This window comes from Pelagerythrobacter marinus, from assembly GCF_009827515.1.
Classification (GTDB): Bacteria; Pseudomonadota; Alphaproteobacteria; order Sphingomonadales; family Sphingomonadaceae; genus Pelagerythrobacter; species Pelagerythrobacter marinus.
The window spans coordinates 88,150-113,547 of sequence record NZ_WTYO01000002.1; the positions used below are offsets into that span (position 1 = coordinate 88,150).

At 69.5% G+C, this 25,398-nt stretch carries 24 protein-coding genes and 1 other RNA gene; 18 read left to right on the forward strand and 7 right to left on the reverse strand.

The features are described from left to right. Window positions 1-171 precede the first annotated feature (171 nt). Genes yajC through secF form a run of 3 tightly spaced genes read left to right on the forward strand, consistent with a single transcriptional unit; the run spans window position 172 to window position 3,091 of the window. Window positions 172-492: a preprotein translocase subunit YajC gene (gene yajC / locus GRI72_RS04255; RefSeq protein ID WP_160732707.1), complete on the forward strand. Its 321-nt coding sequence runs from the start codon at window positions 172-174 to the stop codon at window positions 490-492. Window positions 493-505: 13 nt separating this feature from the next. Further along, window positions 506-2,101 (forward strand): protein translocase subunit SecD, encoded by a 1,596-nt coding sequence (gene secD, locus GRI72_RS04260; RefSeq protein WP_160732708.1) that lies wholly within the window; start codon window positions 506-508, stop codon window positions 2,099-2,101. Between the two features lie 12 nt (window positions 2,102-2,113). Next, entirely contained in the window at window positions 2,114-3,091 is a 978-nt protein-coding gene (gene secF, locus GRI72_RS04265) for a protein translocase subunit SecF (protein WP_160732709.1), read from the forward strand. A gap of 114 nt (window positions 3,092-3,205) precedes the next feature. On the opposite strand, the gene GRI72_RS04270 is transcribed toward secF, so the two are convergent. Together GRI72_RS04270 and GRI72_RS04275 are read right to left on the reverse strand one after the other, a co-directional pair. After that, a complete protein-coding gene (locus GRI72_RS04270; RefSeq protein ID WP_160732710.1) occupies window positions 3,206-4,420 on the reverse strand; it encodes a glycosyltransferase in 1,215 nt (404 codons plus the stop codon). After that, a complete protein-coding gene (locus tag GRI72_RS04275) occupies window positions 4,381-4,953 on the reverse strand; it encodes a helix-turn-helix domain-containing protein (RefSeq protein WP_160732711.1) in 573 nt (190 codons plus the stop codon). The genes GRI72_RS04270 and GRI72_RS04275 overlap by 40 nt, the downstream gene beginning before the upstream one ends. 103 nt (window positions 4,954-5,056) lie before the next feature. On the opposite strand from GRI72_RS04275, the gene GRI72_RS04280 reads away from it, so the two are divergent. Further along, complete coding sequence (locus GRI72_RS04280) at window positions 5,057-5,533, forward strand: DUF6456 domain-containing protein (protein WP_160732712.1); 477 nt, start codon at window positions 5,057-5,059, stop codon at window positions 5,531-5,533. 4 nt (window positions 5,534-5,537) lie between these two features. Here GRI72_RS04280 and GRI72_RS04285 read toward each other — a convergent pair whose 3' ends face one another. Next, the gene (locus GRI72_RS04285; protein WP_160732713.1) at window positions 5,538-7,343 is read right to left on the reverse strand and encodes an ABC-F family ATP-binding cassette domain-containing protein; all 1,806 of its coding nucleotides are present in this window, start codon (window positions 7,341-7,343) and stop codon (window positions 5,538-5,540) included. Window positions 7,344-7,393: 50 nt separating this feature from the next. After that, complete coding sequence (locus tag GRI72_RS04290; RefSeq protein ID WP_237486788.1) at window positions 7,394-8,989, reverse strand: amidohydrolase family protein; 1,596 nt, start codon at window positions 8,987-8,989, stop codon at window positions 7,394-7,396. 153 nt (window positions 8,990-9,142) lie between these two features. Between GRI72_RS04290 and GRI72_RS04295 the strand changes: the two genes are divergently transcribed. The 4 genes from GRI72_RS04295 (at window position 9,143) to GRI72_RS04310 (ending at window position 12,566) form a co-directional block, all read left to right on the forward strand. Then, the gene (locus tag GRI72_RS04295; RefSeq protein ID WP_160732715.1) at window positions 9,143-9,868 is read left to right on the forward strand and encodes an SIMPL domain-containing protein; all 726 of its coding nucleotides are present in this window, start codon (window positions 9,143-9,145) and stop codon (window positions 9,866-9,868) included. A 102-nt stretch (window positions 9,869-9,970) separates the two neighbouring features. Next, a complete protein-coding gene (locus GRI72_RS04300) occupies window positions 9,971-10,276 on the forward strand; it encodes a PepSY domain-containing protein (protein ID WP_160732716.1) in 306 nt (101 codons plus the stop codon). 120 nt (window positions 10,277-10,396) lie between these two features. Beyond that, entirely contained in the window at window positions 10,397-11,074 is a 678-nt protein-coding gene (locus GRI72_RS04305) for a response regulator transcription factor (RefSeq protein WP_160732717.1), read from the forward strand. Continuing rightward, window positions 11,025-12,566, forward strand: a complete 1,542-nt coding sequence (locus GRI72_RS04310; RefSeq protein WP_407675100.1) for a sensor histidine kinase — start codon at window positions 11,025-11,027, stop codon at window positions 12,564-12,566. The genes GRI72_RS04305 and GRI72_RS04310 overlap by 50 nt, the downstream gene beginning before the upstream one ends. A gap of 4 nt (window positions 12,567-12,570) precedes the next feature. On the opposite strand, the gene GRI72_RS04315 is transcribed toward GRI72_RS04310, so the two are convergent. Both GRI72_RS04315 and GRI72_RS04320 read right to left on the reverse strand, forming a co-directional pair. Next, on the reverse strand, window positions 12,571-13,104 hold the full coding sequence (locus GRI72_RS04315; RefSeq protein ID WP_160732719.1) for a hypothetical protein: 534 nt from the start codon (window positions 13,102-13,104) through the stop codon (window positions 12,571-12,573). Next, window positions 13,101-13,436: a chorismate mutase gene (locus GRI72_RS04320; protein WP_160732720.1), complete on the reverse strand. Its 336-nt coding sequence runs from the start codon at window positions 13,434-13,436 to the stop codon at window positions 13,101-13,103. The genes GRI72_RS04315 and GRI72_RS04320 overlap by 4 nt, the downstream gene beginning before the upstream one ends. Window positions 13,437-13,514: 78 nt before the next feature. On the opposite strand from GRI72_RS04320, the gene GRI72_RS04325 reads away from it, so the two are divergent. From GRI72_RS04325 to GRI72_RS04370, 10 genes are all read left to right on the forward strand, one after another. Then, entirely contained in the window at window positions 13,515-14,540 is a 1,026-nt protein-coding gene (locus tag GRI72_RS04325) for a polyprenyl synthetase family protein (RefSeq protein ID WP_160732721.1), read from the forward strand. A 12-nt stretch (window positions 14,541-14,552) separates the two neighbouring features. Beyond that, window positions 14,553-14,939: a DUF1801 domain-containing protein gene (locus tag GRI72_RS04330; RefSeq protein ID WP_160732722.1), complete on the forward strand. Its 387-nt coding sequence runs from the start codon at window positions 14,553-14,555 to the stop codon at window positions 14,937-14,939. 104 nt (window positions 14,940-15,043) lie between these two features. Continuing rightward, a complete protein-coding gene (hrpB, locus tag GRI72_RS04335) occupies window positions 15,044-17,518 on the forward strand; it encodes an ATP-dependent helicase HrpB (protein WP_160732723.1) in 2,475 nt (824 codons plus the stop codon). Between the two features lie 17 nt (window positions 17,519-17,535). Continuing rightward, on the forward strand, window positions 17,536-17,814 hold the full coding sequence (locus GRI72_RS04340; RefSeq protein WP_160732724.1) for an NADH dehydrogenase ubiquinone Fe-S protein 4: 279 nt from the start codon (window positions 17,536-17,538) through the stop codon (window positions 17,812-17,814). A gap of 68 nt (window positions 17,815-17,882) precedes the next feature. Continuing rightward, window positions 17,883-17,977, forward strand: an RNA gene (ffs, locus tag GRI72_RS04345) — signal recognition particle sRNA small type. A gap of 46 nt (window positions 17,978-18,023) precedes the next feature. Continuing rightward, window positions 18,024-19,844: a DNA polymerase III subunit gamma/tau gene (locus GRI72_RS04350; RefSeq protein WP_160732725.1), complete on the forward strand. Its 1,821-nt coding sequence runs from the start codon at window positions 18,024-18,026 to the stop codon at window positions 19,842-19,844. A gap of 28 nt (window positions 19,845-19,872) precedes the next feature. After that, the gene (locus GRI72_RS04355; protein WP_160732726.1) at window positions 19,873-20,214 is read left to right on the forward strand and encodes a YbaB/EbfC family nucleoid-associated protein; all 342 of its coding nucleotides are present in this window, start codon (window positions 19,873-19,875) and stop codon (window positions 20,212-20,214) included. A gap of 96 nt (window positions 20,215-20,310) precedes the next feature. Continuing rightward, window positions 20,311-21,093, forward strand: a complete 783-nt coding sequence (locus tag GRI72_RS04360) for a class II aldolase/adducin family protein (protein WP_237486790.1) — start codon at window positions 20,311-20,313, stop codon at window positions 21,091-21,093. 383 nt (window positions 21,094-21,476) lie between these two features. Further along, window positions 21,477-23,903: an endopeptidase La gene (gene lon, locus GRI72_RS04365; protein WP_160732728.1), complete on the forward strand. Its 2,427-nt coding sequence runs from the start codon at window positions 21,477-21,479 to the stop codon at window positions 23,901-23,903. 202 nt (window positions 23,904-24,105) lie between these two features. Then, a complete protein-coding gene (locus GRI72_RS04370; RefSeq protein ID WP_160732729.1) occupies window positions 24,106-24,378 on the forward strand; it encodes an HU family DNA-binding protein in 273 nt (90 codons plus the stop codon). Window positions 24,379-24,511: 133 nt separating this feature from the next. On the opposite strand, the gene GRI72_RS04375 is transcribed toward GRI72_RS04370, so the two are convergent. Beyond that, on the reverse strand, window positions 24,512-25,387 hold the full coding sequence (locus GRI72_RS04375; protein WP_160732730.1) for a hypothetical protein: 876 nt from the start codon (window positions 25,385-25,387) through the stop codon (window positions 24,512-24,514). Between the last annotated feature and the right edge of the window lie 11 nt (window positions 25,388-25,398).

The window sequence follows — 25,398 nt, forward strand, 5'->3', positions numbered from 1 at the left end:
CGCTGGCAAGCGCCGATCTTCGGTGTGTGCACGATGCGCGATTCGTTGCCCTCATCTTGCAATGCTGCTAGGCGCGCCCACTTGATCGCCGGGGAGGCGGAAGGTCCTGCAACGCACGGGCCGGGTGCGTCCCCGCACAGTTCTTGGCTCAAGTTCGATAGGCACATTTTCATGCTCGATTTCCTTGCCGCCGCGGCCAGCGCAGAGGCGCCGCCTGCGTGGATCCAATGGCTTCCGATCGTCGGCATGATCGCGATCTTCTGGTTCCTGATCATCCGCCCGCAGATGCGCCAGCAGAAGCAGCACCGCGAAAAGATCGCCGGTATCAAGAAGGGCGACCAGGTCGTCACCGCCGGCGGCATCGTGGGCAAGGTCGTCAAGGTGGACGATCACTACGCCGATATCGAGATCGCGCAGGGCGTCCGCGTCAAGACGGTCAAGAACACGATCGGCGACGTCGTGCCGCCGGGCGGCGCCGCGGCGAACGACTGAGCGAGGCCGGCGAATGCTCGATTTCCCGCTCTGGAAGCGTGGCTGGTTCTGGGGGCTGACGCTGGCCCTGACGGCGCTGGCGCTGCCCTCGATCTTCTCGCTTTCGGGCGCACGCTGGCCCGCGGCCCTGCCCGACCCGGAGGTCAACCTCGGGCTCGACCTTGCCGGCGGCAGCCACATCCTGCTTGAAGCCGACCCCGCCGAAGTCGCGAGCCAGCGCCTTCGCAACATGGAGGAATCGGTTCGCTCGACCCTCCGCCGGGCCGAGCCCGGGGTGAACTTCGGCGACGTCTCCACGGCCGGCGGGCGGCTGAGCTTCATGGTCGAGAGCGTGGCCGACGTCGATCGCGCGCGCGGCCTGCTCGAACCGCTGCTCAACGGCGAAGGGCTGGTGCGCGAGTGGGATCTCTCGGTCGTCGATGAAACCCGCATCATCCTCACCCCGACCGAGGCGGGGCTCGACGCCGCGCTGAACGCGGCGATGGATTCCTCGCAGGACGTGATCGACCGGCGCATCAACGCGCTCGGCACGCGCGAGCCGACGATCATCCGCCAGGGCGACAACCGCATCGTCGTGCAGGTCCCCGGCCTGCAGGACCCGGACCAGGTCAAGGAACTGGTCGGGCGCACGGCCAAGCTGGAATTCAAGCTGGTCAACGAGAACGCGCTGCAGACCGACCTGGCCCAGGGCATTGCCGAGCCGGGGCAGCAGATCTTCCCCTATGCGGCCGACAGCGGCTTCGCCGGGCAGAACGTGGCCGTCTACCGCCTCGGCGGGATCGACGGCGGATCGCTGATCCGCGCCCAGGCCAGCCGCAACCAGGATAACCAGGACGTCGTCGTCATCCAGTTCGACCAGCAGGGCGGCAATCGCTTCGCCAAGCTGACGTCGGAGAACGTGGGCAAGCAGTTCGCGATCATCCTCGACGGCGAAGTCATCTCGGCGCCGGTGATCCAGGACCGCATCCTTTCCGGCGTGTCGGAGATTTCGGGCAACTTCACGCCCGAGAGCGCGCAGCAGCTGGCGATCTCGCTCCAGTCCGGCGCGCTGCCGGTCGACCTGACGGTGGTGGAGGAACGCACGGTCGGCCCCGACCTCGGCGCCGAATCGATCCGTCTCGGCCTCCTCGCCATGCTGGTCGGCTCGATCGCGGTCGTGACCCTGATGATCGCGTCGTACGGCCGCTTCGGCGTCTATGCGACGATCGCGCTGGTCTTCAACGTGCTGATGATCCTGGGGATCATGGCGCTGATGAACACGACGCTGACCCTGCCGGGCATTGCCGGTTTCGTCCTGACGATCGGCGCGGCGGTGGACGCCAATGTCCTGATCAACGAGCGAATACGCGAGGAACGCAAGCGCGGGCGGCGCGTGATCGCCGCGGTGGAGAACGGCTATCGCGAGGCGAGCCGCGCGATCTTCGACGCCAATATCACCAACTTCATCGCCGGCGTCCTGCTGTTCATGTTCGGCACCGGCCCGATCCGCGGCTTCGCGGTCGTCCTGGTGATCGGCCTGTTCACCAGCGTCTTCACCGCGGTCGCGCTCACCCGCATGTGGGTGGCCGGATGGCTGCGCAAGGCGCGCCCGCAAGACCTGCACATTTAAGGGAGACGACCGATGAAACTGCTCAAACTCGTCCCCGACGATACCAACATCCGCTTCCTGCGCTGGCGCATCCCGTTCTACGTCGTCAGCATGCTGCTGATCGCGGCGAGCTGGGGCCTCGTGCTGACCAAGGGGCTGAACTACGGCGTCGATTTCGCCGGCGGGCTGAACATCACCGCGACCTTCACCGAAAGCGAGCAGGCCCCCGTGGGCGAGCTTCGCGAGACGGTCGCCGAGCTGGGATATGGCGAGCCGATCGTCCAGCGCTTCGGCGAGGACAACCAGGTCTCGATCCGCGTCCCGCTGCCCGACAGCGCGGAAGGCAACCCCGAAGCGGCGCAGAACATCGCCAATGCCATCGTCGCCGAGCTGGAAAGCGGGTTCGCCGATTTCCGGCTCGACGGGAACGAGAACGTCTCGGGCAAGGTCTCCGACGAATTCCGCAGCGACGCGGCCTTCGCGCTGATCGCGGCCATGCTGGCGGTCGCGCTCTACATCTGGATCCGGTTCGAATGGCAGTTCGGGGTCGGCGCGCTGTTCGCGCTGTTCCACGACGTCTCGCTGACGCTGGGCATGTTCGCGCTGTTCCAGCTCGAATTCAGCCTGCAGATCATCGCCGCTATCCTGGCGATCATCGGCTATTCGCTGAACGACACGATCGTCGTCTACGACCGCATCCGCGAGAACCTGAAGAAGTACCGCAAGATGCAGACGCCCGAGCTGCTCGACCTGTCGGTGAACGAGACGCTGGCGCGTACCGTGATGACCTCGCTGACGCTGCTGATCGCGCTGGTCCCGCTGCTGCTGTTCGGCCCGGCCAGCCTGTTCGGCATGGTCGCGGCGATCACGCTGGGGATCTTCGTCGGCACTTACAGCTCGGTCTACATGGCCGCGCCGATCCTGATCTGGCTGGGGGTCGATTCGAACAGCTTCGTCCCGACCGAGACCGAGGCGGACAAGCAGGAAAAGATCGCTCGGGGCGAGGCCTGAAAGTCGGGCCTGACAGATCGGGCCTGACAGATCGGGCCTGAGAAATCGGGCCTGACCGCGCGCCGTGCGAACGGCGTGCGGGCCGCGAACGTCCTGCTGCGGGGCGCCGCCTCGCTAGGCGAAGCTTTCGTAGAGCCCCGCCAGGCGGGCGGCGTGGGCGGGCCAGCCGAACCGCTCCACCGTCGCCGCGACGCGTTCGCGCGGGGGCGGATCGGCGAACAGCCTCTGCAGCGCGCCGGCGATCGCGTCGATATCGCGGGCGACCACGTATCCGGCATCGGGCCCGGTCACCAGCTCGCGCGCGCCGCCGGCTTCGGAAATGACGATCGGCGTGCCGCAGGCCAGCGCCTCGACCCAGGCATTGGCCAGCCCTTCCTTCTTCGACGGCAGAACCATCGCGTCCGCCGCGGAAAGGATCACCGGCAGGGTGTCGTGATCGACCGAGCCGACGAAATGCACGCGGTCGGCCACGCCCAGGTCGCGGGCGAGGGCGCGCAGGTGCTTCTCGTCCTCCCCCTTGCCGACCAGCAGCAGGCGGGTGCCGGGAATGCTGGCGATCGCGCCGATCACGAGGTCCTGCCCCTTGCGGTCGATCAGCGCGCCGACGGTCGCGACCAGCCGTTCGCCTTCGCTCAGCGGCAGGCCCAGCTTCTCGCCCAGGCGCGCGCGCAGACCGGCATGGGCCAGCGGGCGAAAGCGATCGCGGTCGAGCCCGGTGTAGTGGATCGCGATCTTGCCGCGCGGCATCCCGATCTCGACCATGTCGTCCGCCAGCGCGCGCGAAACCGACAGCAGGCCGCGCGCCCTGGCGGCGGCCTCCAGCATCTGTTCGCGGGCGAAGCCCTTGGTGCCCCATAGCGTGATGTCGGATCCGCGCGCCTTGATCGCATATGGCAGGCCCAGCTGCCCCGCGATCCAGGCCGCGGCCGGGCCGTCGGGATAGAAGAACTGGGCATCGACGAGGTCGAACGGCCGGCGTTCATGCAGTTCGCGCGCGAGGGGAAGGACGGCGCGCGCGATCATGCTGGGATTGATCCGCCCGCCCATGCGCGGCACCAGCAGGTAACTGGGCCGGCGGACATCGACCCCGTTTTCCACCCCGTCCACCGCCGCTGCGGCGAGCGCGCGATAGCGGCCGAGCGCGAGCGGGGGGATGCCGATCGGGTTGATCGCCGTTACTTCCCAGTCCCCCCGCGCGGCGAGCGCTTCCAGCGAGCGGGCGACGAAAGTGCCGAACTGCGGGGTGGAGGCGTTGGGGTAGAGCGTCGAGAGGGACAGCAGGCGCCGGGTCACAGCCGCCGCACCAGCATCTCGGCCACTGCCAGCCATTCGGGCGCATCGATCACCTGCTGTTTCTCCCCCGCGCCGGGCGGGAGAACGCCGACCATCGTGCCCTTGCGATCGATCAGCCGCCCGAAGGCGAATCGCCCGCCCTTGCGCGGGACCAGCACGTCGCGATTGATCGCGCGCGGCGCCTCTTCGGGCGCGATCCGGCGCAGCCAGACCTGGTCGCCGGCGAGATAGGGGCCGGTGGCGCCTTCCACCGAAAGCACGACGAGCGGGGATTCGCCGCCGATCTCGCTCGGCGCGATCGCGTCGCGCGGGCGGGCCAGCGGCTCCGCGCCCCCGGCCGAGAGGGTGGCGACGACTTGCGGGTGCTGGCTTTCCTCGGCCCGGACGAGCGCCTCGGGCGATACGCCCAGCGCCTTGCCGATCCGGTCCATCCACTTGGTCGAGAGGTTGCGCATCCCGGTTTCGAGCCGGCCGATCGTCTGCGCGGTGGTCGGCGGGTCGCAGGCCTCTGCCAGGTCCGCCAGGGTCATGCCCTTTTCCTTGCGGATGTCGCGGATGCGATTGATCACGGCGCTCTCCATCTAACCAAATCGGTTTTCACTTTCCTACAGCGCTCGCCATTTGGCAAGGGTCGATTCGTCACTGGCGCAACACCGGGAAAGGGAGCACGCGATGCCGCGCAAGCTTGTCGAACGCGAACTGACGGGGGAGGGGCCCCGCCGCACCGGGGCGGCGCGGGGCCGGCGGCGCACGGTCACGGTCAACCTGGCCGAATCGCCGCTGTCGTGGCTCCACGCGCGCGGCCACCTCGACGATCGCCTGTTCGCCGCCGGCGAATGCCTGCGCGCCGATTTCGAGCGCGCCCAGCTGTCGCCCGACGTCACGATGCGGTGGGACCCGGTGCGGATCAAGGTGCCCGGCGGCGCGCCGCGCATGGCCCCGGGCGAGCGGCAGGTCGCGGCGAAGCAGCGGTTCGACGGGGCGCTGGCGCTGGCCGGCCGGGGCCTGTCCGACATCCTGTGGCGCGTGGTCTGCGGGTGCGAAAGCCTGGCCGATGCAGAGCGCGCGCTGGCCTGGCCCGCGCGCAGCGGCAAGGTCGTGCTGCGGATCGCGCTCGACCGGGTGGCCGAATTCTACCGCATCGCCTGACGCGCTATCCCTCGACCATTTCGGCCAGTTCGAGCCAGCGCTCCTCCGCCGCTTCCTTCTCGGCGCGGGCGTTCTCGATCCCCTTGGTGATGTTCGCGAACTTCTGCGGGTCGCGGGTGAAGAGGTCGGGATCGGCCAGGATCGCCTCGCCCCGGGCGATCGCGCCTTCCAGCTCCTCGATCCGGGCGGGCAGCATCTCGTAATCGCGCTGGTCCTTGTAAGACAGCTTGTTCGCGCGTGGCGGCGGCGGGGGGGCAGGCGGGGGCGGCGGGGCCTTGCCGCGCGCGGCGCGCGCGGGGGCGGACCGTTCGCGCCGCTTCGCCTCCCAGTCCGCGTACCCGCCGGCGACGATATCGACGAAGCCGCTGCCGTCGAGGCCCAGCGTCAGCGTGACCGTGCGGTCGAGGAAGTCGCGATCGTGGCTGACGATCAGGACGGTCCCCTCGTAATCGGCGATCACTTCCTGCAGCAGGTCGAGCGTCTCGAGATCGAGGTCGTTGGTCGGCTCGTCGAGCACGAGGAGGTTGGACTTGCGGGCGAACTCGCGCGCCAGCAGCAGCCGACTGCGCTCGCCGCCCGACATGATCCCGACCTTGGTATCGACGACCTTGGGATCGAACAGGAATTCCTTGAGATAGCCCTGGACGTGCTTGCGCGCCCCGCGCACGTCGATCCAGTCGCCGCCCTCGGCCAGGACCTGGCGGACCGTGCGATCGCCTTCGAGCAGGCTGCGCTGCTGGTCGATCATCACGCCGGTCAGCTTCTTCGAGATCTCGACCGTCCCTTCGTCGGGCGCGATCTCGCCGGTCAGCAGCTTCAGCAGGGTCGTCTTGCCCGCGCCGTTCGCGCCGACCACGCCGATCCGGTCGCCGCGCTGGATGCGCAAGTTGAAGTCGCGGATGATCCGGCGCTCGCCATAGGATTTCGAGACACCCTCGGCCACGATGACCGATTTCGACTTGAACTCCTCCTCGGTCGCAAGGCCGAGCTTGGCCGTGCCTTTCGGCGCGATCATCGCCGCGCGCTGGGCGCGCATCTGCCACAGCTTCTCCAGCCGGCCCTGGTTGCGCTTGCGCCGCGCGGTCACCCCGCGCTCGAGCCAGTGCGCCTCTATCTTCAGCTTGGCGTCGAGCTTTTCCGCGGCGCGCGCTTCCTCGGCATAGACCTGTTCTTCCCACGCCTCGTAGCCGCCGAAGCCGACTTCCTTGCGCCGCAGCCGGCCGCGGTCGAGCCAGATCGTCGCCCGGGTCAGCCGCTTCAGGAAGGTCCGGTCGTGGCTGATGACGACGAAGGCGCCCTTGTACCGGTCGAGCCAGCCTTCCAGCCAGTCGATCGCGGCCAGGTCGAGGTGGTTGGTCGGCTCGTCCATCAGCAGCAGGTCGGGCTCCTGCGCCAGGGCCCGGGCGATCGCGGCGCGGCGTTTCTCGCCCCCGCTCGCGCCCGCGGCCCGCGTGGCCATGTCGATCCCCAGCTGGCCGGCGATCGCTTCCACCTCGTGCTCGGCCGGGGCGTGGGGGCCGCGCAGCGCGAAATCCATCAGCGTGTCGCAGCCGGAAAAGTCCGGTTCCTGCTCCAGCACGACGATCCGCGTGCCGGGCTTGACCTTGCGAAGGCCATGGTCGGCCTCGATCCGGTCGTCGATCAGGCGGAACAGCGTGGTCTTGCCGGCGCCGTTGCGGCCGATCAGCGCCAGCCGGTCGCGCGGGCCGATATGCAGGTCGATGCCGTCTTCCCCCGGGCCGCCGAACAACCAGCGGCCGCCCTGCTGCAGGGCGAGGCCTTCCCAGGAAAGGATCGGTGGTTGCGCCATAGGGCGCGCGGGTTAGGCGAGGGCGGGCATTGCCGCAAGCGGCGATGGGGTCACGAGCCGGCGGCGGGCCCCTGCCGCGCATCGCGCGCCTTCTGCGCGGCGACCATTTCGGCCACGCTTTGGAGCAGGGCGGGCGCGTCGTAAACGATCCCGTCCTTGATCGTCCAGCGCACGCCGCCGACCGTTTCCAGCCGGTTGGTCGCGCGGTCGAGCCGCGTGTGGCCGGTGCCGTAGAGGACCTTGAGATTGTCGAGCGGGTTTTCGGGCACGATCACCAGGTCGGCCAGCTTGCCGGGCGCGATGCTGCCCATCGGCGGCTCGATGCCCTTCGGCTCGTAGATCTCGCGCGCGCCGTTGATCGTCGCCGCCTGGATCACCTCGAGTGGGCTCAGCCCCGCCTCGCGCAGCATCTCCAGCTCGCCGACATAGGCAAAACCCCAGGTCTGGTAGATATAGCCGGGATCGGAACCGGCCGTGACCCGCCCGCCCCTGTTCTTGAACTCGTTGGTCAGCCGCATCCACGGCGCATAGAACCGCCGCCAGGCGACTTCGTCCTCGCTCGACCAGTCGTGGTAATAGCTGCCGTGATTGGTCAGGCTCGGCTCGTAGAAATTCATCAGCGAGGGCAGCGTGTATTTCTCGTGCCATTCGGCCGTCCGCATCCGCATGACGTCGCGGCTGGCGGAATAGATGTTGAACGTCGGGCTCAGCGTCACGCCGCTTTCGACCAGGAAATCGACATAGGCGTCCCATTCCTCGCTGCCGGGCTCAACGATCTGGTCGGCCAGCCGCGCGACCCAGGCGAAGCGGTCCTGCTCGTCGAGGTAGTTGTAGCCGGCCGGGTAGGCGGGGACGACGCCGTCGGCCAGCAGGCTTTCGAAATGGCCGTAGAAATGGGTCACCCCGCCAAGACCCATTTCCACCGCCTTGCGCGCGTTGACCTGCGCGACGCCGACCTGGGCCAGGTGCGCGACGGTGCCCATCTGCTGCGCTTTCGCCTCGTCCAGCGCGGCGGCCAGCACGGCCGGCGGCTGGCCGTTGAAGAACTTGACCCCGTGATAGCCGGCCGCGCGGGCCCAGCGGACCCATTCGCGAGCCCGCTCCGGCGTATCGGGCGTGCCGCGGTCCCACTTGTCGCCGAACACCGCGTAGGGGACGAGGCGCGGGGCCACGATCGTATTGGCCGCGCTGCGCTCCGCATCCGAAAGGTCCGGCTGGCCGGGGCCGAAATAGAACGAGACGCCGCGCACCGTCGTCACCCCGTGGGCCAGCCACAGGCGATAGCCGTAGCCGGGCTGCGGCGCCTTGCCCGGGTCGCCGTTGTGCCCGTGGGTATCGACGAAGCCGGGCAGGACGTACATCCCCTGCGCCGCGATCGTGCGCGCCGCGCGGCGCCGCACGTCCTGCGGCGCGCCGCCGGGGTGCAATGCGACGATCCGGTTCCCCTCGACCACGATGTCCACCGGGCCCATCGGCGGGGCTCCGGTGCCGTCGATCAAGGTCGCCCCCTCGATCACCAGCGTCGAATAGGGCCCGTCGCCTTCGCCGGGCAGGCGATCGGGCACCCGCTCCATCGACGGTTGGGCGGCTGTCACCGCGCTCCAGCCCAGCAGGATCGTGGCAATGGCCCGCAGGATCGACGTCAAGACTTCCTCCCCCCTCTTGCTGTGCCCCCTATTGCCGCGATCGGTCCGGGGAACAAGGCGGTTCATCGGCGCGTAAGCGGAAGGGCCGCATCACCCCTGCCCGACAAGCACCACGGCCCAAGACCCCGGTCCACGACCAAAGGAGATCGCCCGATGATCCGTTCCATGCCCCTGTTCGCCCTCGCCGCGCTCTGCACCCCGGTCGCCCTCGTGCCCGCGCAGGCCGCCGAGATCCAGGTCCAGGCGCAGGGTCCGGTGGTCGAACTGACCGTCAGCGAGACCGTCTATGGCGAACCCGACGTGGCGCAGATCGGGGCGGGGGTCACGACCCGCGCGGCCAGCGCGCAGGAGGCGGTTCGCGAGAACGCGCGCGCCATGGCCCGGGTCACGGCGCAACTGCGCGAGCTGGGCATTGCCGCGCGCGACATCCAGACGGCCAACTTCAGCCTCAACCCGCAATACGATTACGACCGCGAAGGGGGCACGCGCACTTTCGTCGGCTATGACGTCACCAACCAGGTCCAGGTCAAGCTGCGCGATCTGGACCGCGCGGGCGAAGCGCTCGACGCGCTCGTCGCCGCAGGAGCCAACAATATCTACGGCCCCAACTTCATGCTCGAGGCGGACGAGGCCGCCCGGCGCGAGGCGCGTTCGCGCGCCTTTGCCAGCGGGCAGGACATGGCGCGCGAATATGCCCGCATGGCCGGATATTCGGACGTGCGACTGTTGGAAATTTCCGAAAGTTTCCAGTCGCATGGCGGCCCCCGGCCGATGGCCATGCGCCAGAGCGCGGAAAGCGCCGATGCCGGGACCCGGATCGCCCCCGGCGAAGTCGGCACGGCCGCCACGGTGACGCTGACGTTCGAGATGACGCGATAGGGGGCGGCCCGCGCGCCTTTCGCGGGACGGACCTGTCTGAACCGGATCGCCCGGCAATATTCAGAGCTTGTTCAATCGTTTCGGTCTAGGCAAGTTGGCGTCATGCGAAAGCTCATCGTCCCTTGCCTGGCCGCCACGATCGCGATCGCCGGCTTTGCCGTGCCGCCCGCGCACGCCCAGTCGCTCGACGACCAGAGCGACGCGCGGCGCGAGATGCAGGCCGGCAACCAGCTGCGCCTCGCCGATATCGAACGCCGCGTCGTCCCGACGATGCGGGGCGCAGAGTATATCGGTCCGGCCTACGATTCGACGGCCAAGATCTATCGGCTGAAGTTCATTCGCAATGGCCGGGTGATCTTCGTCGACGTCGATGCGCGCACGGGGCGCGTCGTGCGGCGCAGCCGCTGATGGCCCGGCGCCGGTGACCGCGCGCGCCGCACCGCGGGGCGGGAAGGGCCGCGGCCTTGTTGACGGCCCGGACGCGAACGCCCACTTAGCGATGGCCTGATCCAGGGGGAACGACCACCGATGCGCATACTGATCGTCGAGGATGAACCGACACTCGGCCAGCAGCTCAAGTCCACGCTCGAACAGAACGGCTACGCGGTCGATCTTTCGACCGACGGCGAAGACGGCCATTTCCTCGGCTCGACCGAGGATTACGACGCGGTCATCCTCGATCTCGGCCTGCCCGAGATCGACGGCCTGACCGTGCTCGGCATGTGGCGGCGCGAAGGGCGCACGTTCCCCGTTCTCGTCCTGACCGCGCGCGACAGCTGGTCGGACAAGGTCGCCGGGCTCGACGCCGGGGCCGACGACTACCTCGCCAAGCCCTTCCAGACCGAGGAACTGATCGCCCGCCTGCGCGCGCTGATCCGCCGCGCTTCGGGCAATACCTCGAGCGAGCTGATCGCCGGCGACGTGCGGCTGGATACGCGCTCGGGCCGGGTCACGCTGAAGGGGGAGCCGGTCAAGCTGACCGCGCAGGAATACAAGCTGCTGAGCTACCTGATGCACCACAAGGGCAAGGTGGTCAGCCGTACCGAGCTGATCGAACACATCTACGATCAGGATTTCGACCGCGATTCGAACACGATCGAGGTCTTCGTTACCCGCATCCGCAAGAAGCTGGGCGCGGACGTGATCACGACCATCCGTGGCCTCGGCTATAGCCTCGACGACCCCGACGACGCACCGCGCGCCTGACGACCCGGCGCGCGCGCCCGCCACCCGCGGGCCGGCACCGGTCGCGGGCGGCGGCGCGGGCGATGGTGGGGGCGATGGTTCCGGCGATCCGGGCCCCGGCGGCCCGGGCGGGGGCGGGGACGACCTTGCCTCCCCCCATACCGGCAGCCTCGCCCGGCGGATGCTGCTCATCGCCGCGGGCTGGATCGTCGTCCTGCTTCTGGGCGGGGGGATCGCGCTGGAACGGACCCTGACCGGCCAGGTCGAACGCAGTTTCGACGAGCGGCTCGGCTACCTGCTCAACACGATGATCGTCATTTCGGAAGTCGCGCCCGACGGCGAGGTCTATTTCATCCGCCCGATCGGCGAACCGCGCTTCCTCGAACCCAACAGCGGCATGTACTGGCAGATCACCGCCGAAGGGCGCGAGGGGTTCGAATCCTATTCGCTCGAACCCTCGCAATCGCTGTGGGACCGCACGCTGACCCCGCGCGGCGGGCATCTCGACAACCAGCCGCACTACTACGACAATCTCGAGTTCCCGGAAGAGCCCCTGCGGGTGGTCGAACGCAGCGTGATCCTGCCCGACAGCGAGACGCGCTGGACCTTCATGGTCGCCGCCGCGCGCGAGGAACTGGACGCGCAGATCGTCCGCATCCGCTCGATCCTGACGTGGAGCTTCGTCGCGCTCGGCCTCGGCCTGTTCGGGATGGCCGTGCTGCAAAGCTATTACGGGCTGCGTCCGCTGCGGCGCATCCGCGCGGCGATCCAGCGAATCCGCACGACCGGCAGCAACCGGGTTTCCGACCCCCTGCCGCTGGAGGTGCAGCCACTGGTGGAGGAGCTGAACATGCTCCTCGCCCACTCGGAACGACAGGCGGAAGAGGCGCGGACCCATGCCGGCAACCTCGCCCATGCGCTCAAGACCCCGCTGACCGTGGTCAACAACGCCGCCACCGCGCAGGCGCCGGACCTTGCCGCGACCGTGATCCGCGAGGCGCGAACCATGCGCCGCCACGTCGATCACCACCTGGCCCGCGCGCGCGCGGTGGGTCGCCGATCGGTCGGCCACGCGCGGACCCCGGCCTGCGAAAGCGCTGAGGCCGTGCGCCGCGCGGTCGAGCGCCTTTATCCCGACGTGCGGTTCGACATCGACGGCAACCGCCAGGCGCGCGTCGCGATCGAGCGGCAGGACCTCGACGAGATCCTCGGCAACCTGATCGAGAATGCCGCGAAATACGGCGGCGGCAGCGTCTTCGTGACGATCGACGCGGAGCCCGATGCGGAGCGCTGCGTGACCTGGATCGAGGACGACGGCGCCGGCATCCCCCCGGCGGAGCGAACGCGCATCTTCGATCGCGGCGCGCGGCTCGATACCGACAAGCCGGGGACCGGGCTGGGCCTCGCGATCGTGCGCGACGTGGCGGAGATATATGGCGGCGCGGTCGAACTGGACGAGAGCGAAGACCTCGGCGGCCTGCTCGTCCGGTTGATCCTCCCGCGCGCGGCCTAGCCGGCTAGAGAATGGCGAGCGTGCAGGGCACGTCGCGGGGGCCGTCGCGATCGAAAGGGAAGACACTCAGGACCAGCTTGACGAACTTCTTGGCCGGCCGGCCCGGCGCATCGTCGATCGCGGCGCGGAAGTAGAGCTTGGTCTCCGATTCGCGGGCGAGGAACGGGTCGAGCGGCTGGAGACTCGGCCCGTCCGAACGGCGTTCCATCTCCGAACCCGGGGCATCGCGATAGAGCGCGCCGCCCGAGGCGTGGGTCGTATCCCAATCGACGATCTTCGCGCCGGAGGGGGTGTTGTTCGCGATCTCCAGCGTCCACCGGTATCGGCGCGCGCCCTCGTCCTCCCAGTCGCCGTCGATCACGCGCACCTCGAAATCCGCGCGCCGGGCCAGCCGGAAATGCTTCCACTCCTCGCGCGCGATGCCCGATGCGGCGGCGGCGGCGAAGGGCAGCAGATATTCGAGCCCGCCCAGCGTGGCGGCGGCGTCGCGCGACCTGTCGGCCTCGCCGCCGGGGGCGGAGGCGCCGCCTTCGCTCAAGCGCGGCCGCCTTCGCGCGCGCGCTCGTGGTGGCGAATGACCTCGTCGATGATGAAGCGCAGGAACTTCTCCGAGAACTCGGGATCGAGCTGCGCGTCCTCCGCCAGCGCGCGCAGGCGGGCGATCTGCTCGGTCTCGCGCGCAGGGTCGGCCGGGGGCAGGGCGTTGGCCGCCTTGTATTCGCCCACGGCCTGGGTGATGCGAAACCGCTCCGCCAGGATATGGATCAGCGCGGCATCGATATTGTCGATGCTGCGGCGGAAGGCGGCGAGCTGCGCGTCGCCGGCGGCGGCGGGCGGGGCGTTCGGATCCAGGGTCGCGGAATCGGGCATCGCGGGCGGGCTTATCACGCGCCCGCGAACAAATCCAAGCTTGCCAAGCCCCGCCATGCGCCGCAATGCGGGCGCGCAATGACTGCCGATATCGTCCCCCTGCCGCGCCGGAACCCGGCCGATGCGCCGCCCACGCTCGAACCCATGCTGGCGCTGACGGCGAACGGCATGAACTCGGTCAACGCGGTGATCCTCGAACGGATGCAGAGCGAAATCCCGCTGATCCCGCGGCTCGCCGGGCACCTGATCTCCGGCGGGGGCAAGCGCCTGCGCCCGATGCTCACGCTCGCCGGGGCGGAGCTGGTCGGATACCAGGGCACGCGCCATCATCGCCTGGCCGCGGCGGTGGAATTCATCCACACCGCCACCCTGCTGCACGACGATGTCGTGGACGGCAGCGAGCTGCGGCGCGGCAAGGCGGCGGCCAATATCATCTTCGGCAACCCGGCCACCGTGCTGGTCGGCGATTTCCTGTTCAGCCGCGCCTTCGAACTGATGACCGAGGATGGCAGCCTGAAAGTGCTGAAGATCCTTTCGGGCGCCAGCGCGGTGATTGCCGAGGGCGAAGTCTCGCAGCTGACCGCGCAGCGCCAGATCGAAACGAGCGAGGAGCGCTATCTCCAGATCATCGGCGCGAAGACGGCCGCGCTGTTCGCCGCCGCCAGCCGGATCAGCGCAGTCGTGGCCGAGTGCGGGGAGCGCGAGGAACAGGCGCTGGACGATTACGGCCGCAACCTCGGCGTCGCCTTCCAGCTGGTGGACGACGCGATCGATTACGATTCGGATGCCGCCGAAATGGGCAAGGACCGCGGCGACGACTTCCGCGAAGGGAAGATGACCCTGCCCGTGATCTTCGCCTATGCCCGCGGCACGGCGGAAGAGCGCAAGTTCTGGCAGGCCGCGATTGCCGGCCACCGCACGGCGGACGCCGACCTGGCCGAGGCGATCCACCTGATCGACAAGTACGACGCGGTCGAGGCGACGCGCGAGCGGGCGCGCCATTTCGCCGCGCGCGCGGTCGATGCGATCTCGATCTTCCCCGACGGCAAGGCGCGCTCGGCCATGGCCGAAGCCGCGCATTTCGCGGTCGCGCGCGGTTATTGAGCCTCCGCAGCGATGAAACCGGCGATGAAGGCAGCGGCCAGCCCCGAAGCCTTCGTCGAAAGCCTGTCCGGCTGGCAGGCGCGCGTCGTGCCTCCCATGCGCGAGACGATTGCCGCGGCCGCACCGTTCGAACAGGCGATCAAGTGGGGCAACCTGGTCTTCCTCGACAATGGTCCGTGCATCCTCATCCGCGCCGAGCCGGAGCGCGTCCTGCTCGGTTTCTGGCGCGGCAAGCGGCTGACCGGGATCGAGCCGCGAATCAGGCCGAGCGGAAAATATGAACTGGGCAACCTCGTGCTGCGTGAAGGCGATGCGATCGATCCTGCGGCGCTCGCGCGGCTGGCGCGCGAGGCGGCGGCCCTCAACCGCGCGCTGGGCGACCCGACGGCCCGGGGCTGACCGCCGGCGTTGCGGCGCGGCTGGCCTGCCGGCGCAACCTCGCCGGGCAGGGGGACGCCACGCCATCTCGACTTCGCTCGGCCCGACGGGATAGGGAACGGCCCGTGCCCGCCGAGCTTCCCATCCACGCCGTCCTGCCCGAGCTGCTGGCCGCCTTGCGCGGGCCCGGTGCGGCCGTGCTGGTCGCGCCGCCGGGGGCGGGCAAGACCACCGCGGTCGCCCCGGCCCTGCTGGGCGAGGAATGGTGCAGCGGGCAGGTGATCGTGCTCAGCCCGCGGCGGGTCGCGGCCCGTGCCGCGGCCGAGCGCATGGCCGCGCTCATCGGCGAAAAGCCGGGCGAAACAGTCGGTTACATGACACGTCTCGACAGCCGCACATCGGCGCGAACGCGCGTGCTGGTGATGACGGAGGCGATCTTCGTCAACCGGATCGTGGCCGACGCGGAACTGCCCGGCGTTTCCGCCGTGCTGTTCGACGAGGCGCACGAACGGCACCTCGACAGCGACCTCGGGCTGGCGCTCGCGCTCGAAAGCCGCGCGGTCCTGCGCGAGGACCTGCGCATCTGCGTGATGTCGGCGACGATCGACGGCGCGCGCTTCGCCGCCCTGCTGGGGGACGATGCCCCGGTCGTGGAAAGCGAGGGGCGCGCTTTTCCCCTGGAAATCAGGTGGCTGGGATCGTTCCCTGACAAGCGGATAGAGGATGCGATGGCCGCCGCCGTCATGACCGCCTGGCGCGAGACGGCAGGCGATGGCGCGGGGGCGGGCGGCGACCTGCTCGCCTTCCTGCCCGGTGCCGGGGAAATCGCGCGGGTGCAGGAACGGCTCGCCGAACGGCTGCCCGACACCCCGGTCCTGCCGCTCCACGGCCAGGTCGATCCCGCGGCCCAGCGCGCCGCGCTCCGCCGCGATCCGCAGGGCCGCCGCCGGATCGTGCTCGCGACCGCGATCGCGGAAACCTCGCTGACGCTCGACGGGGTGTCGGTGGTCGTGGACAGCGGCCTCGCCCGCCACGCGCTGTTCGACAAGGCGGCGGGCACGACCCATCTCGTCACCCGCCGTGCCAGCCAGGCCGCGGCCGGGCAGCGCGCCGGCCGCGCGGCGCGGCAGGGCCCGGGCGTCGCCTATCGCCTGTGGGAAGAGGCGGCCCACCCCGGACGGCCCGCGTTCGACCTGCCGGAAATTGCCAGCGCCGATCTCGCCCCGCTCGTCCTCGCGCTCGCGCGGTGGGGCACGGCCGATCCCGCCTCGCTGCCGTGGATCGACCCGCCGCCGGCAGCCGCCGTCGCCTCGGCGCGCGAACGGCTCGAACGGCTCGGCGCGCTCGATGGCGCGGGGCGGATCACGCCGCGCGGCGAGACGCTGGCCGCGCTGCCGCTGGGGCCGGCCCATGCCGCCATGGTCCTGTTCGGCGCGGAGCACGGCGCGGCGGAAGAGGCGGCGCGGATCGCGCTGCTGCTGCAGGAGCGCGGGCTGGGCGGCCGGGGGGAGGACCTGGCGTCACGCCTCCAGCGCTGGGCCGGCGACCGCTCCGCCCGCGCCGGGGCGAGCCGCAAGCTGGCCGCGCGCTGGGCCGCGCAGGCGGTCAAGCTGGCGGGGACGGACAAGCCGGCGGCGGCGGATCGGGGGGCAGGCGCGGTCCCGCCCGGCATCCTGCTCGCCGCCGGAATGCCCGACAACGTCGCCCGGCGACGCGATCGCTCGGGCGAACACTGGCTCTCGGCCGGGGGGCGCGGGTTCGTGCTCGACCCGGCGAGCCCGCTCGCGCGCAGCGAGTGGATCGCGATCGGCGATGCCCAGGGGCAGGCGAAAGGCGCGCGGATCACCGCCGCCCTGCCGCTGGAGGAAAGCGCGATCGAGCGCTGGCTGCCCGAACGGATCGCGCGGCGGCAGGTGGTCCGCTGGAACGAGGGGGAGCAGCGGATCGAGGCGCGGCTGGAGCGGCGGCTTGACGCCATCGTCCTCGCGAGCGGCCCCGACCCAGCGCCCGATGGCGAGGCCGCTGTGGATATCCTTGTGGAAAAGGCGGTGGAACGGCTGGGGACATGGCTCCCCCCCGATCTCCTCGCCCGCGCGCGCCATGCCGGCATCCGCGCGCTCGAACCCGGGGAACTGGCGGCGAATGCCGATCTCTGGCTGCGCCCCCTGCTTGCCGGGCGACGCGATCTCGCGGTCCCGCGGGGGCGGGTGGTGGAGGCCCTGCTCGGGCTGCTCGACTGGGACAGCCGCCAGGCGCTCGATCGCGGCGCCCCGCGCGAGTTCGTCTCGCCCGCGGGCACCCGCCACGCGATCGATTACACCGGCGACGACGCGCCGAGCGTGGAAGTGCGGGTCCAGGCGCTGTTCGGGCTGGAGCGGCACCCGGTGATCGGCGACACGCCGCTGCTGCTCAAGCTGACCAGCCCCGCGGGCCGGCCGATCCAGGCCACTCGCGACCTGCCGGGCTTCTGGCGCGGATCGTGGGCCGAGGTGAAGAAGGAGATGAAGGGCCGCTATCCCAAGCACCGCTGGCCCGAGGAACCCTGGGCCGAAAAGCCGAGCCTGAAGACGAGGAACGCCTTTTCACGCGGCGATTCGTGATCTAGAGGACCGAGCCCATGGCAGCCCGTATCTATCAGCGACCCAAGAACGCGATGCAGTCCGGCAAGGCCCGGATCGACGAATGGGTGCTCGAATTCGAGCAGACCGAGGCGCGCCTGCCCGATCCGCTGATGGGCTGGATCGGCAGCGGCGACACCCAGGCGCAGGTCCAGCTGACGTTCCCCGACAAGGCGGCGGCGCAGGCCTATGCCGCGAAATACGGCATTCCCGCGCGCGTTCACGAAACGCCGCCGCGGCATCTCAAGCTCCAGGCCTACGCCGACAATTTCCGCTGATCGCGCCGGGCGCGCCGCGCGGCCGTCTTCAAGGTTGAAATCCGCCGCGGGCCCGGCCATATGGCGGCCCGGGAGTCGGGTGGACGTTTGCGTTCGCTCACCGGGTCAGGTCCGGAAGGAAGCAGCCCAGGTGAATTGCGGCGGGTCGCCCGGCTCCTTTTCTCCACACCAGCATGACAATCCCCCGGCAAGCGCCTACCTAGGCGAGCATGGGTGATTCACCGACAGACGCGGGAAACGGCGCGCACGACCTGCCCTGGGATACGGGGGAGGACGCGGCGGCGAAGCCGAGCGCGGCCGAGCTGGAGGCCGAAGGGCAGGGCGCGATGTTCGGCGATGCGCCGGCCGATCCGCCCGTCGATTCTCCCCCAGCGCAGCCGGCGGAGCCTGCCGCCGCGAAAGAAACGCCGCCCCCGGCGAACCAGCCCTATCGCGTGCTGGCGCGCAAGTATCGCCCGCAGACCTTTTCCCAGCTGATCGGGCAGGAACCGATGGTGCGCACGCTCGCCAACGCGATCGAGCGCGACCGGCTGGCCCATGCCTTCCTGATGACCGGCGTGCGCGGGGTGGGCAAGACATCGACCGCGCGGCTGGTGGCCAAGGCGCTCAACTGCATCGGCCCCGACGGGCAGGGCGGGCCGACGATCGACCCGTGCGGCGTGTGCGAGCCGTGCCGCGCGATCGCCGAGGGGCGCCATATCGACGTGATCGAGATGGACGCCGCCAGCCATACCGGCGTGGACGACGTGCGCGAGATCATCGAGGCGGTCCGCTACGCCGCGGTCAGCGCGCGTTACAAGATCTATATCATCGACGAAGTTCACATGTTGTCTCGCAATGCTTTCAATGCCTTGCTGAAGACACTTGAGGAACCGCCCGCGCATGTGAAGTTCCTCTTCGCGACGACCGAGGTGGACAAGCTGCCGGTCACCGTCCTCAGCCGGACGCAGCGGTTCGACTTGCGCCGCATCCCGGCCGAACTGCTCCAGGCGCATTTCGCCTGGGTCTGCGAACAGGAAGGGGTCGCGGCCGAGGCCGAGGCCCTGGCGATGATCGCCGCCGCGGCCGAAGGCTCGGTGCGCGACGGGCTCTCGATCCTCGACCAGGCGATCGCCCATGCCGACCTGGGCGAAGACGGGCAGGTCACGGCGGATCGGGTGCGCGACATGCTGGGCCTGGCCGACAAGGGCGCGCAGCGCCGCCTGCTCGGCACGATCCTGGAAGGCGATGCGCGGGCCCTGCTCGACGGCGTATCGGACCAGTACGCGCTCGGCGTCGAACCGCTGGCGCTGATGCGCGGGCTGATGGATCTCGTCCATCGGATCACCGTCGCCCAGATCGGCCAGGCGGAGCCCGACGCGCCGAGCGCGGAGGAACGGGCCGCGCTGGCCGAATGGGCGGCGCGCCTTTCCGCCGGCCAGCTTCACCGCCTGTGGCAGCTCCTGCTCAAGGGCTACGACGAGGTGCGCCAGGCGCCCGATCCGCTGGTCTCGGCGCAGATGGCGCTCCTGCGCGTGCTCCACGCCGCCGACCTGCCCGATCCGGGCAGGCTGGCGAAGAAGCTGGACGACATGGCCGCCAGCGGCGTCGCCCCTGCTGCCGGCGACGCGGCTGCCCCCTCCGGCACCGCCCCGGCCGCCGCCGGCGCGATCGACTGGCAGGCGCTGGTCGAGCAGGTCGATGCCGCCGGCGCGCTGCGCGTGGCGCAGACGATGCGCGACTGGGTCCGCCCGGTGGAGGTGGCGCAGGGCCGGCTGGTCTATGCCCTCGCGCCCGGCTTCGTCGGCGATCCGGCGGCCGATTTCCGCGACACGCTCTACAAGCTCACCGGCAGCCGGTGGGACGTCGAACAGCGCGAGACCGGCGGCGAGCCGAGCTTGCGCGAGCGCGAGGAAGCGGCGAAAGCGGAAGCTCAGGCGAAAATGCGCGCGCACCCGCTGGTCGAGGCGGCCTTCGAGGCTTTCCCCGAGGCCGAGCTGGTCGAGGATGCCGAGATCCAGCCCGCCGGCCGCCAGGCCTGGGGCCGCTGACCCGAACGGAACAACGAGGACGCAAGCGATGCAATCGATGGAAGAGATGATCCAGGCCGCGCAGAAGGCGGCCGAGCAGATCCAGACCCAGATGGGCGAGATGCAGGCCAAGCTCGACGCGATCGAGGTCGAGGGCGTGGCCGGCGGCGGCATGGTCAAGGTCCGTGCCAGCGCGAAGGGCCGCATCCTGCGCGTCGAGATCGACGAGAGCCTGATGAAGCCCGAAGAAAAGCAGATGGTGGAAGACCTCGTCACCGCCGCCTTCAACGACGCGCGCGACAAGGCGGACCGCGTTTCGAACGAGGAAATGAAGAAGATGCAGGGCGGCATGGGCCTGCCCCCGGGCTTCAACCTGCCCGGCATGGGGTGACCCGGGGTCCTGGCGCCATGGCCATGGCGCACGCCCGCCAAATCATGCTACCGGTGGCGAAAGACAACCAATCGGAGAGGCAGCATGGCAACGGTGATGAACGATAACGCGACCGGGTCCGACGCGGACGTTCGCGCGCAGGTTTCGGACGAGGAATGGGCGGTGCGGGTCGATCTCGCCGCCGCCTACCGCCTCGTCGCGCTCTACGGCTGGGACGACCTGATCTTCACCCACCTTTCCGCCCGCGTGCCGGGACCGGAGCACCATTTCCTGATCAATCCCTACGACATGATGTTCGAGGAAATCACCGCTTCCAGCCTGGTGAAGATCGATGTCGAGGGGCAGCCGGTCATCCCCACCAGCCACCCGGTCAACCCGGCGGGCTTCACGATCCATTCGGCGCTGCACATGAACTGCGAGGATGCCCATGCGGTCATGCACCTGCACACCCCGGCGGGGCAGGCGGTCAGCGCGATGGCCGACGGGCTGATGGAGCATACCCAGACCGGGATGATCGCGCGCAGCGACATCGCCTATCACGAGTACGAGGGGATCGCGACCGACCTGGAAGAGCGCGAGCGCCTGGTCGAGGACATGGGCGACAGGCACGCGATGATCCTGCGCAACCACGGCACCCTGGCGATCGGCCGCACGGTCGGCGAATGCTTCCTGCGCCTCTATTTCCTCGAGCGCGCCTGCGATGCCCAGGTGAAGATGCTTTCCGCCGGGCGCGACGGGCTGCATAACCCGCCCCAGGGCACGCCGGAAAAAGTGCGCGAGCAGACCCCGCCCGCCGGCATCGGCATGGTCGCCAATGCGCTCGCCTGGCCCGCGCTCCTGCGCAAGCTCGACCGGATCGACCCGGGCTTCCGCGAATAGAATAGGGGCCACGCGCGGGGCGGCGCGTCCCGCCCGCCGGGTGCGCCGGCGGCCCTTTGTCCGGGCGCCGCGAAGATCGTTCGCGCATCGTTTTCCTACACGGCGCGAATCTGCCATCGTGGGGCCATGCTCCGCTCGTCACGCGTCATCCCGTTACCCGCCATGCAGCCTCGCGCGCGCCGCGCAGGCGGCGTTCGGCGGGGGCTGAGGGGACGCGGTTTTTCTTCCTCAGGACAGTGTAACAGGCGGTCCATGTCTCCTCCGCCGGGGGCGGCATCCACAGCTTCGCGGGAGGCAGGCGTTGCGGCCGGCGGGGCGGGTTCCCATATCTCCGGGCCAGGCGCGGCGCACCGGTTGCCGCGCCAGACCTACGGATTGACGCAATGAACCAGCATTACCCCCTTCTCCCCCTGCGCGACATCGTCGTCTTCCCCGGCATGGTCGTGCCCCTCTTCGTCGGGCGCGACAAGTCGGTCGCCGCGCTCGAAGCGGCGATGGAGGCGAGCGGCGAAGACGGCAGCAAGGACATCTTCCTCCTCTCGCAGCTCGATCCCGGGTGCGACGAGCCGGGGGAAGACGATCTCTACGACATCGGCACCGTCGCCCAGGTGCTGCAGATGCTCAAGCTGCCCGACGGCACCGTGCGCGTGCTGGTCGAGGGCACGGCGCGCGCCCGGCTGGAAGGGCTGAAGCCCAACGGCGACTTCATCGTGGCCGAAGTGACCCTGCGCGAACCGGGCACGGCCTCGGGCAACGAAGTCGTGGCGATGATGCGCCAAGTGATCGAGCAGTTCGACGAATACGCGAAGCTCAACAAGAAGCTGGGCGAAGGCGCGGGCGAGGAACTGGGCGAGATCGACGATGCCGGCCAGCTCGCCGACACGATCGCCGCCGCGATCGGCGCGAAAGTGGCCGACAAGCAGGCGCTGCTGACCGAGCTCGACCCGCTCAAGCGGCTCGAGATGGTCATGTCGTTCATGGAAGGCGAGCTCTCGGTCCTCCAGGTCGAACGCAAGATCCGCGGCCGCGTGAAGCGGCAGATGGAGAAGACGCAGCGCGAATACTACCTGAACGAACAGCTCAAGGCGATCCAGAGCGAGCTGGGCGGCGGCGACGGCGAGGACGGTGACGAGATCGCCGAGCTCCAGGCCAAGATCGAGAGCCTCGAACTGTCGGACGAAGCCCGCGCCAAGGCCGAGAGCGAGCTGAAGAAGCTCAAGACGATGCAGCCGATGAGCGCGGAGGCGACCGTCATCCGCAACTACCTCGACGTCCTGCTCGGCCTGCCCTGGGGCAAGGCATCGGAGCTGAAGAAGGACATCGGCGAGGCGCAGGCGATCCTCGACGAGGATCACTACGCGCTGGAGAAAGTGAAGGACCGGATCGTCGAATACCTCGCGGTCCAGGCGCGGACCGACAAGCTGAAGGGGCCGATCCTGTGCCTCGTCGGCCCGCCCGGGGTCGGCAAGACCTCGCTCGGCAAGTCGATCGCGCGCGCCACGGGGCGCGAGTTCATCCGCCAGAGCCTGGGCGGCGTGCGCGACGAGGCGGAGATCCGCGGCCACCGGCGCACCTACATCGGCTCGCTGCCGGGCAAGATCGTCACCAACCTCAAGAAGGCGGGGGCCAACAACCCGCTCTTCCTGCTCGACGAGATCGACAAGCTGGGGCAGGACTTCCGCGGCGACCCGGCCTCGGCCCTGCTCGAGGTGCTCGACCCGGAACAGAACAGCAAGTTCCAGGACCACTACCTGGAACTGGACATCGACCTGTCGGACATCATGTTCGTCACCACGGCGAACAGCCTCAACCTCCCGCAGCCGCTGCTGGACCGGATGGAGATCATCCGGCTCGAAGGCTATACGGAGGACGAGAAGGTCGAGATCGCCCAGCGGCACCTGATCCCCAAGCAGATCGAGGCGCACGGCCTGAAGGAAGGCGAGTTCGAACTGACCGAGGACGGGCTGCGCGCCCTGATCCGCCACTACACGCGCGAGGCGGGCGTGCGCACGCTGGAGCGCGAGATCGCGCGGCTGGCGCGCAAGTCGCTGCGCCGCATCCTCGAGAACAAGGCCGGGAGCGTGCAGATCACGCCCGACAACCTCGGCGACTTCGCCGGGGTGCGCAAGTTCAAGCACGGCATGTCGGAAGAGGAGCCGCAGGTCGGCGCCGTCACCGGCCTCGCCTGGACCGAGGTGGGCGGCGAACTGCTGACGATCGAGAGCGTGACCACGCCCGCCGTCGGCGGGGGGCGGGGAGAGATCAAGACGACCGGCAAGCTGGGCGAGGTGATGAACGAATCGGTCGCCGCGGCCTTCAGCTTCGTCAAGGCGCGCGCGCCGGCCTATGGCATCAAGCCGAGCATCTTCCAGCGCAAGAACATCCACATCCACCTGCCCGAAGGCGCGGTGCCCAAGGACGGGCCGAGCGCGGGCATCGGCATGGTCACCTCGATCGTTTCGACCCTGACCGGGATCGCGGTGCGGCCCGACGTGGCGATGACCGGCGAGGTCACGCTGCGCGGGCGGGTTCTGGCGATCGGCGGACTGAAGGAGAAGCTGCTCGCGGCCCTGCGCGGCGGGATCAAGACCGTGCTGATCCCGGAAGAGAACGTGAAAGACCTGGCCGAAATCCCCGCAAACGTGAAGGATGGGCTGGAGATCGTGCCGGTCAGCCATGTCGATCAGGTGCTTGAAAAGGCACTGGTTTCGCAGCCCGACCCGATCGAGTGGACCGAGGCGGACGATATTGCCAGCCAGCCGGGCCATCCAGCGCAGGCGCTGGGCGAACAGGCGCCGACCGCGCACTGATCGCCGCCGCCGCGCGCGTGCCGCTACGGCCCGGGGGGCGGGCGGCCGGCGCGGGCAAATCTTGCCGGAAGGTTACCGGTCGGGCCGCTCCGGCCGGATTTGCCTTTGACAGCCCGGGCAAAAAGGCGTTCAAATCCCGCCCTTTCGGAGAGGCGATTCACCGAAACCGGTCTCAAACGCGAACTTTTAGGGGGTTCCCAGAATGAACAAGAACGATCTGATCAGCGCCGTCGCGGATTCCAGCGGGCTTTCCAAGAGCGATAGCGCCAACGCGGTCGAGGGTGTTTTCGATGCCATTACCAAGGCGCTGTCGAAGGGCGACGAAGTGCGGCTGGTCGGGTTCGGGACTTTCTCCGTGGCGCGGCGCAAGGCCTCGACCGGGCGCAACCCGCGCACCGGCGAACCGATGACGATCAAGGCGTCGAACCAGCCGAAGTTCAAGGCCGGCAAGGGCCTGAAGGACAGCGTCAACTGAAGCCGGTTCACCGGGGCCGCCTGCCGCATACGGCGCAGGCGGCCCACGCGAAAACGCCGCGTCTGCCGGGGGCAGGCGCGGCGTTTCGCTTTTCCGGGGCAGCAGGCCGGCCGGGCCGGCCCGGCCCGCCTCGTCAGTCGCCGATCCGCACCAGCGCGGTCGGCGCCGCCTGGGTCCGGCTGTTGACTTCCCACTCCAGCACTTTGCCATCGGCCGTTTCCACCGCCCCTTCGTCGGTGTTGTTGGCCAGGATCTCCCCGTCGGTCACGATGCGGAAGGTGCCGTTGAGCTCGGGCACGCCGGGCGCGGGGGCGGCTTCGCCGTCTCCGGCGCTGGCCATGCCCTCGGCAAAGCCCGAGATCATGCCCTGGAACGGGTTGGCGGTCGCCGCCTTCGTGAAGCCGGGGGCTTCGACCCGCACCGTCCCGTCGTCGCGGTTGGCGGCGAGGAGGAAGAAGTTGGCCATCTGCATCCGTTCCATCGTCGGGAACAGGAAATCGTGGTCGAGCCGGCCGGCGATGCGGAAATCGACATCGAACAGCCCGTCGCCCTTGTACTCGACGCGCTCCCACCCGGCCTGGCGCTCCAGCCGGCTGGCGAATTCCGCGGCCGCTTCCGGGTCGCTCGGATCGATCCCGCCCAGCATCGCGCGCATCATCTCCGCGCCCTGTTCGCGGTCGCGCCGCTTCTCGGCCTGCTCTTCCTCCCACGCGGCCAGTTGCTCGGCGCGTTCTTCCTCGGTGCAGTCGCGGCCTTCGAGGGTGTCTTCGTCGAAGCACGCGGCCTCGAACGTCTCGTCCCCGTCCTCCAGCGCCTCGCCCATTTCCGCCAGCTGGCCCATCGCGAGGATGTATATCTCGCCCTGGTAGGTGTAGCTGAACGTGCCGCCCTGGCGCAGTTCCAGCTGCGAGGTGAAGGTGCCCGGCGCGAGCATGCAGCCGCCCAGCACGAGCGCGAGCGCCGCGGCAAGGCCTGCCGCCGCGCGTCGCGGCCTGGTAAAGATCGTCATGTCGTTTTCCC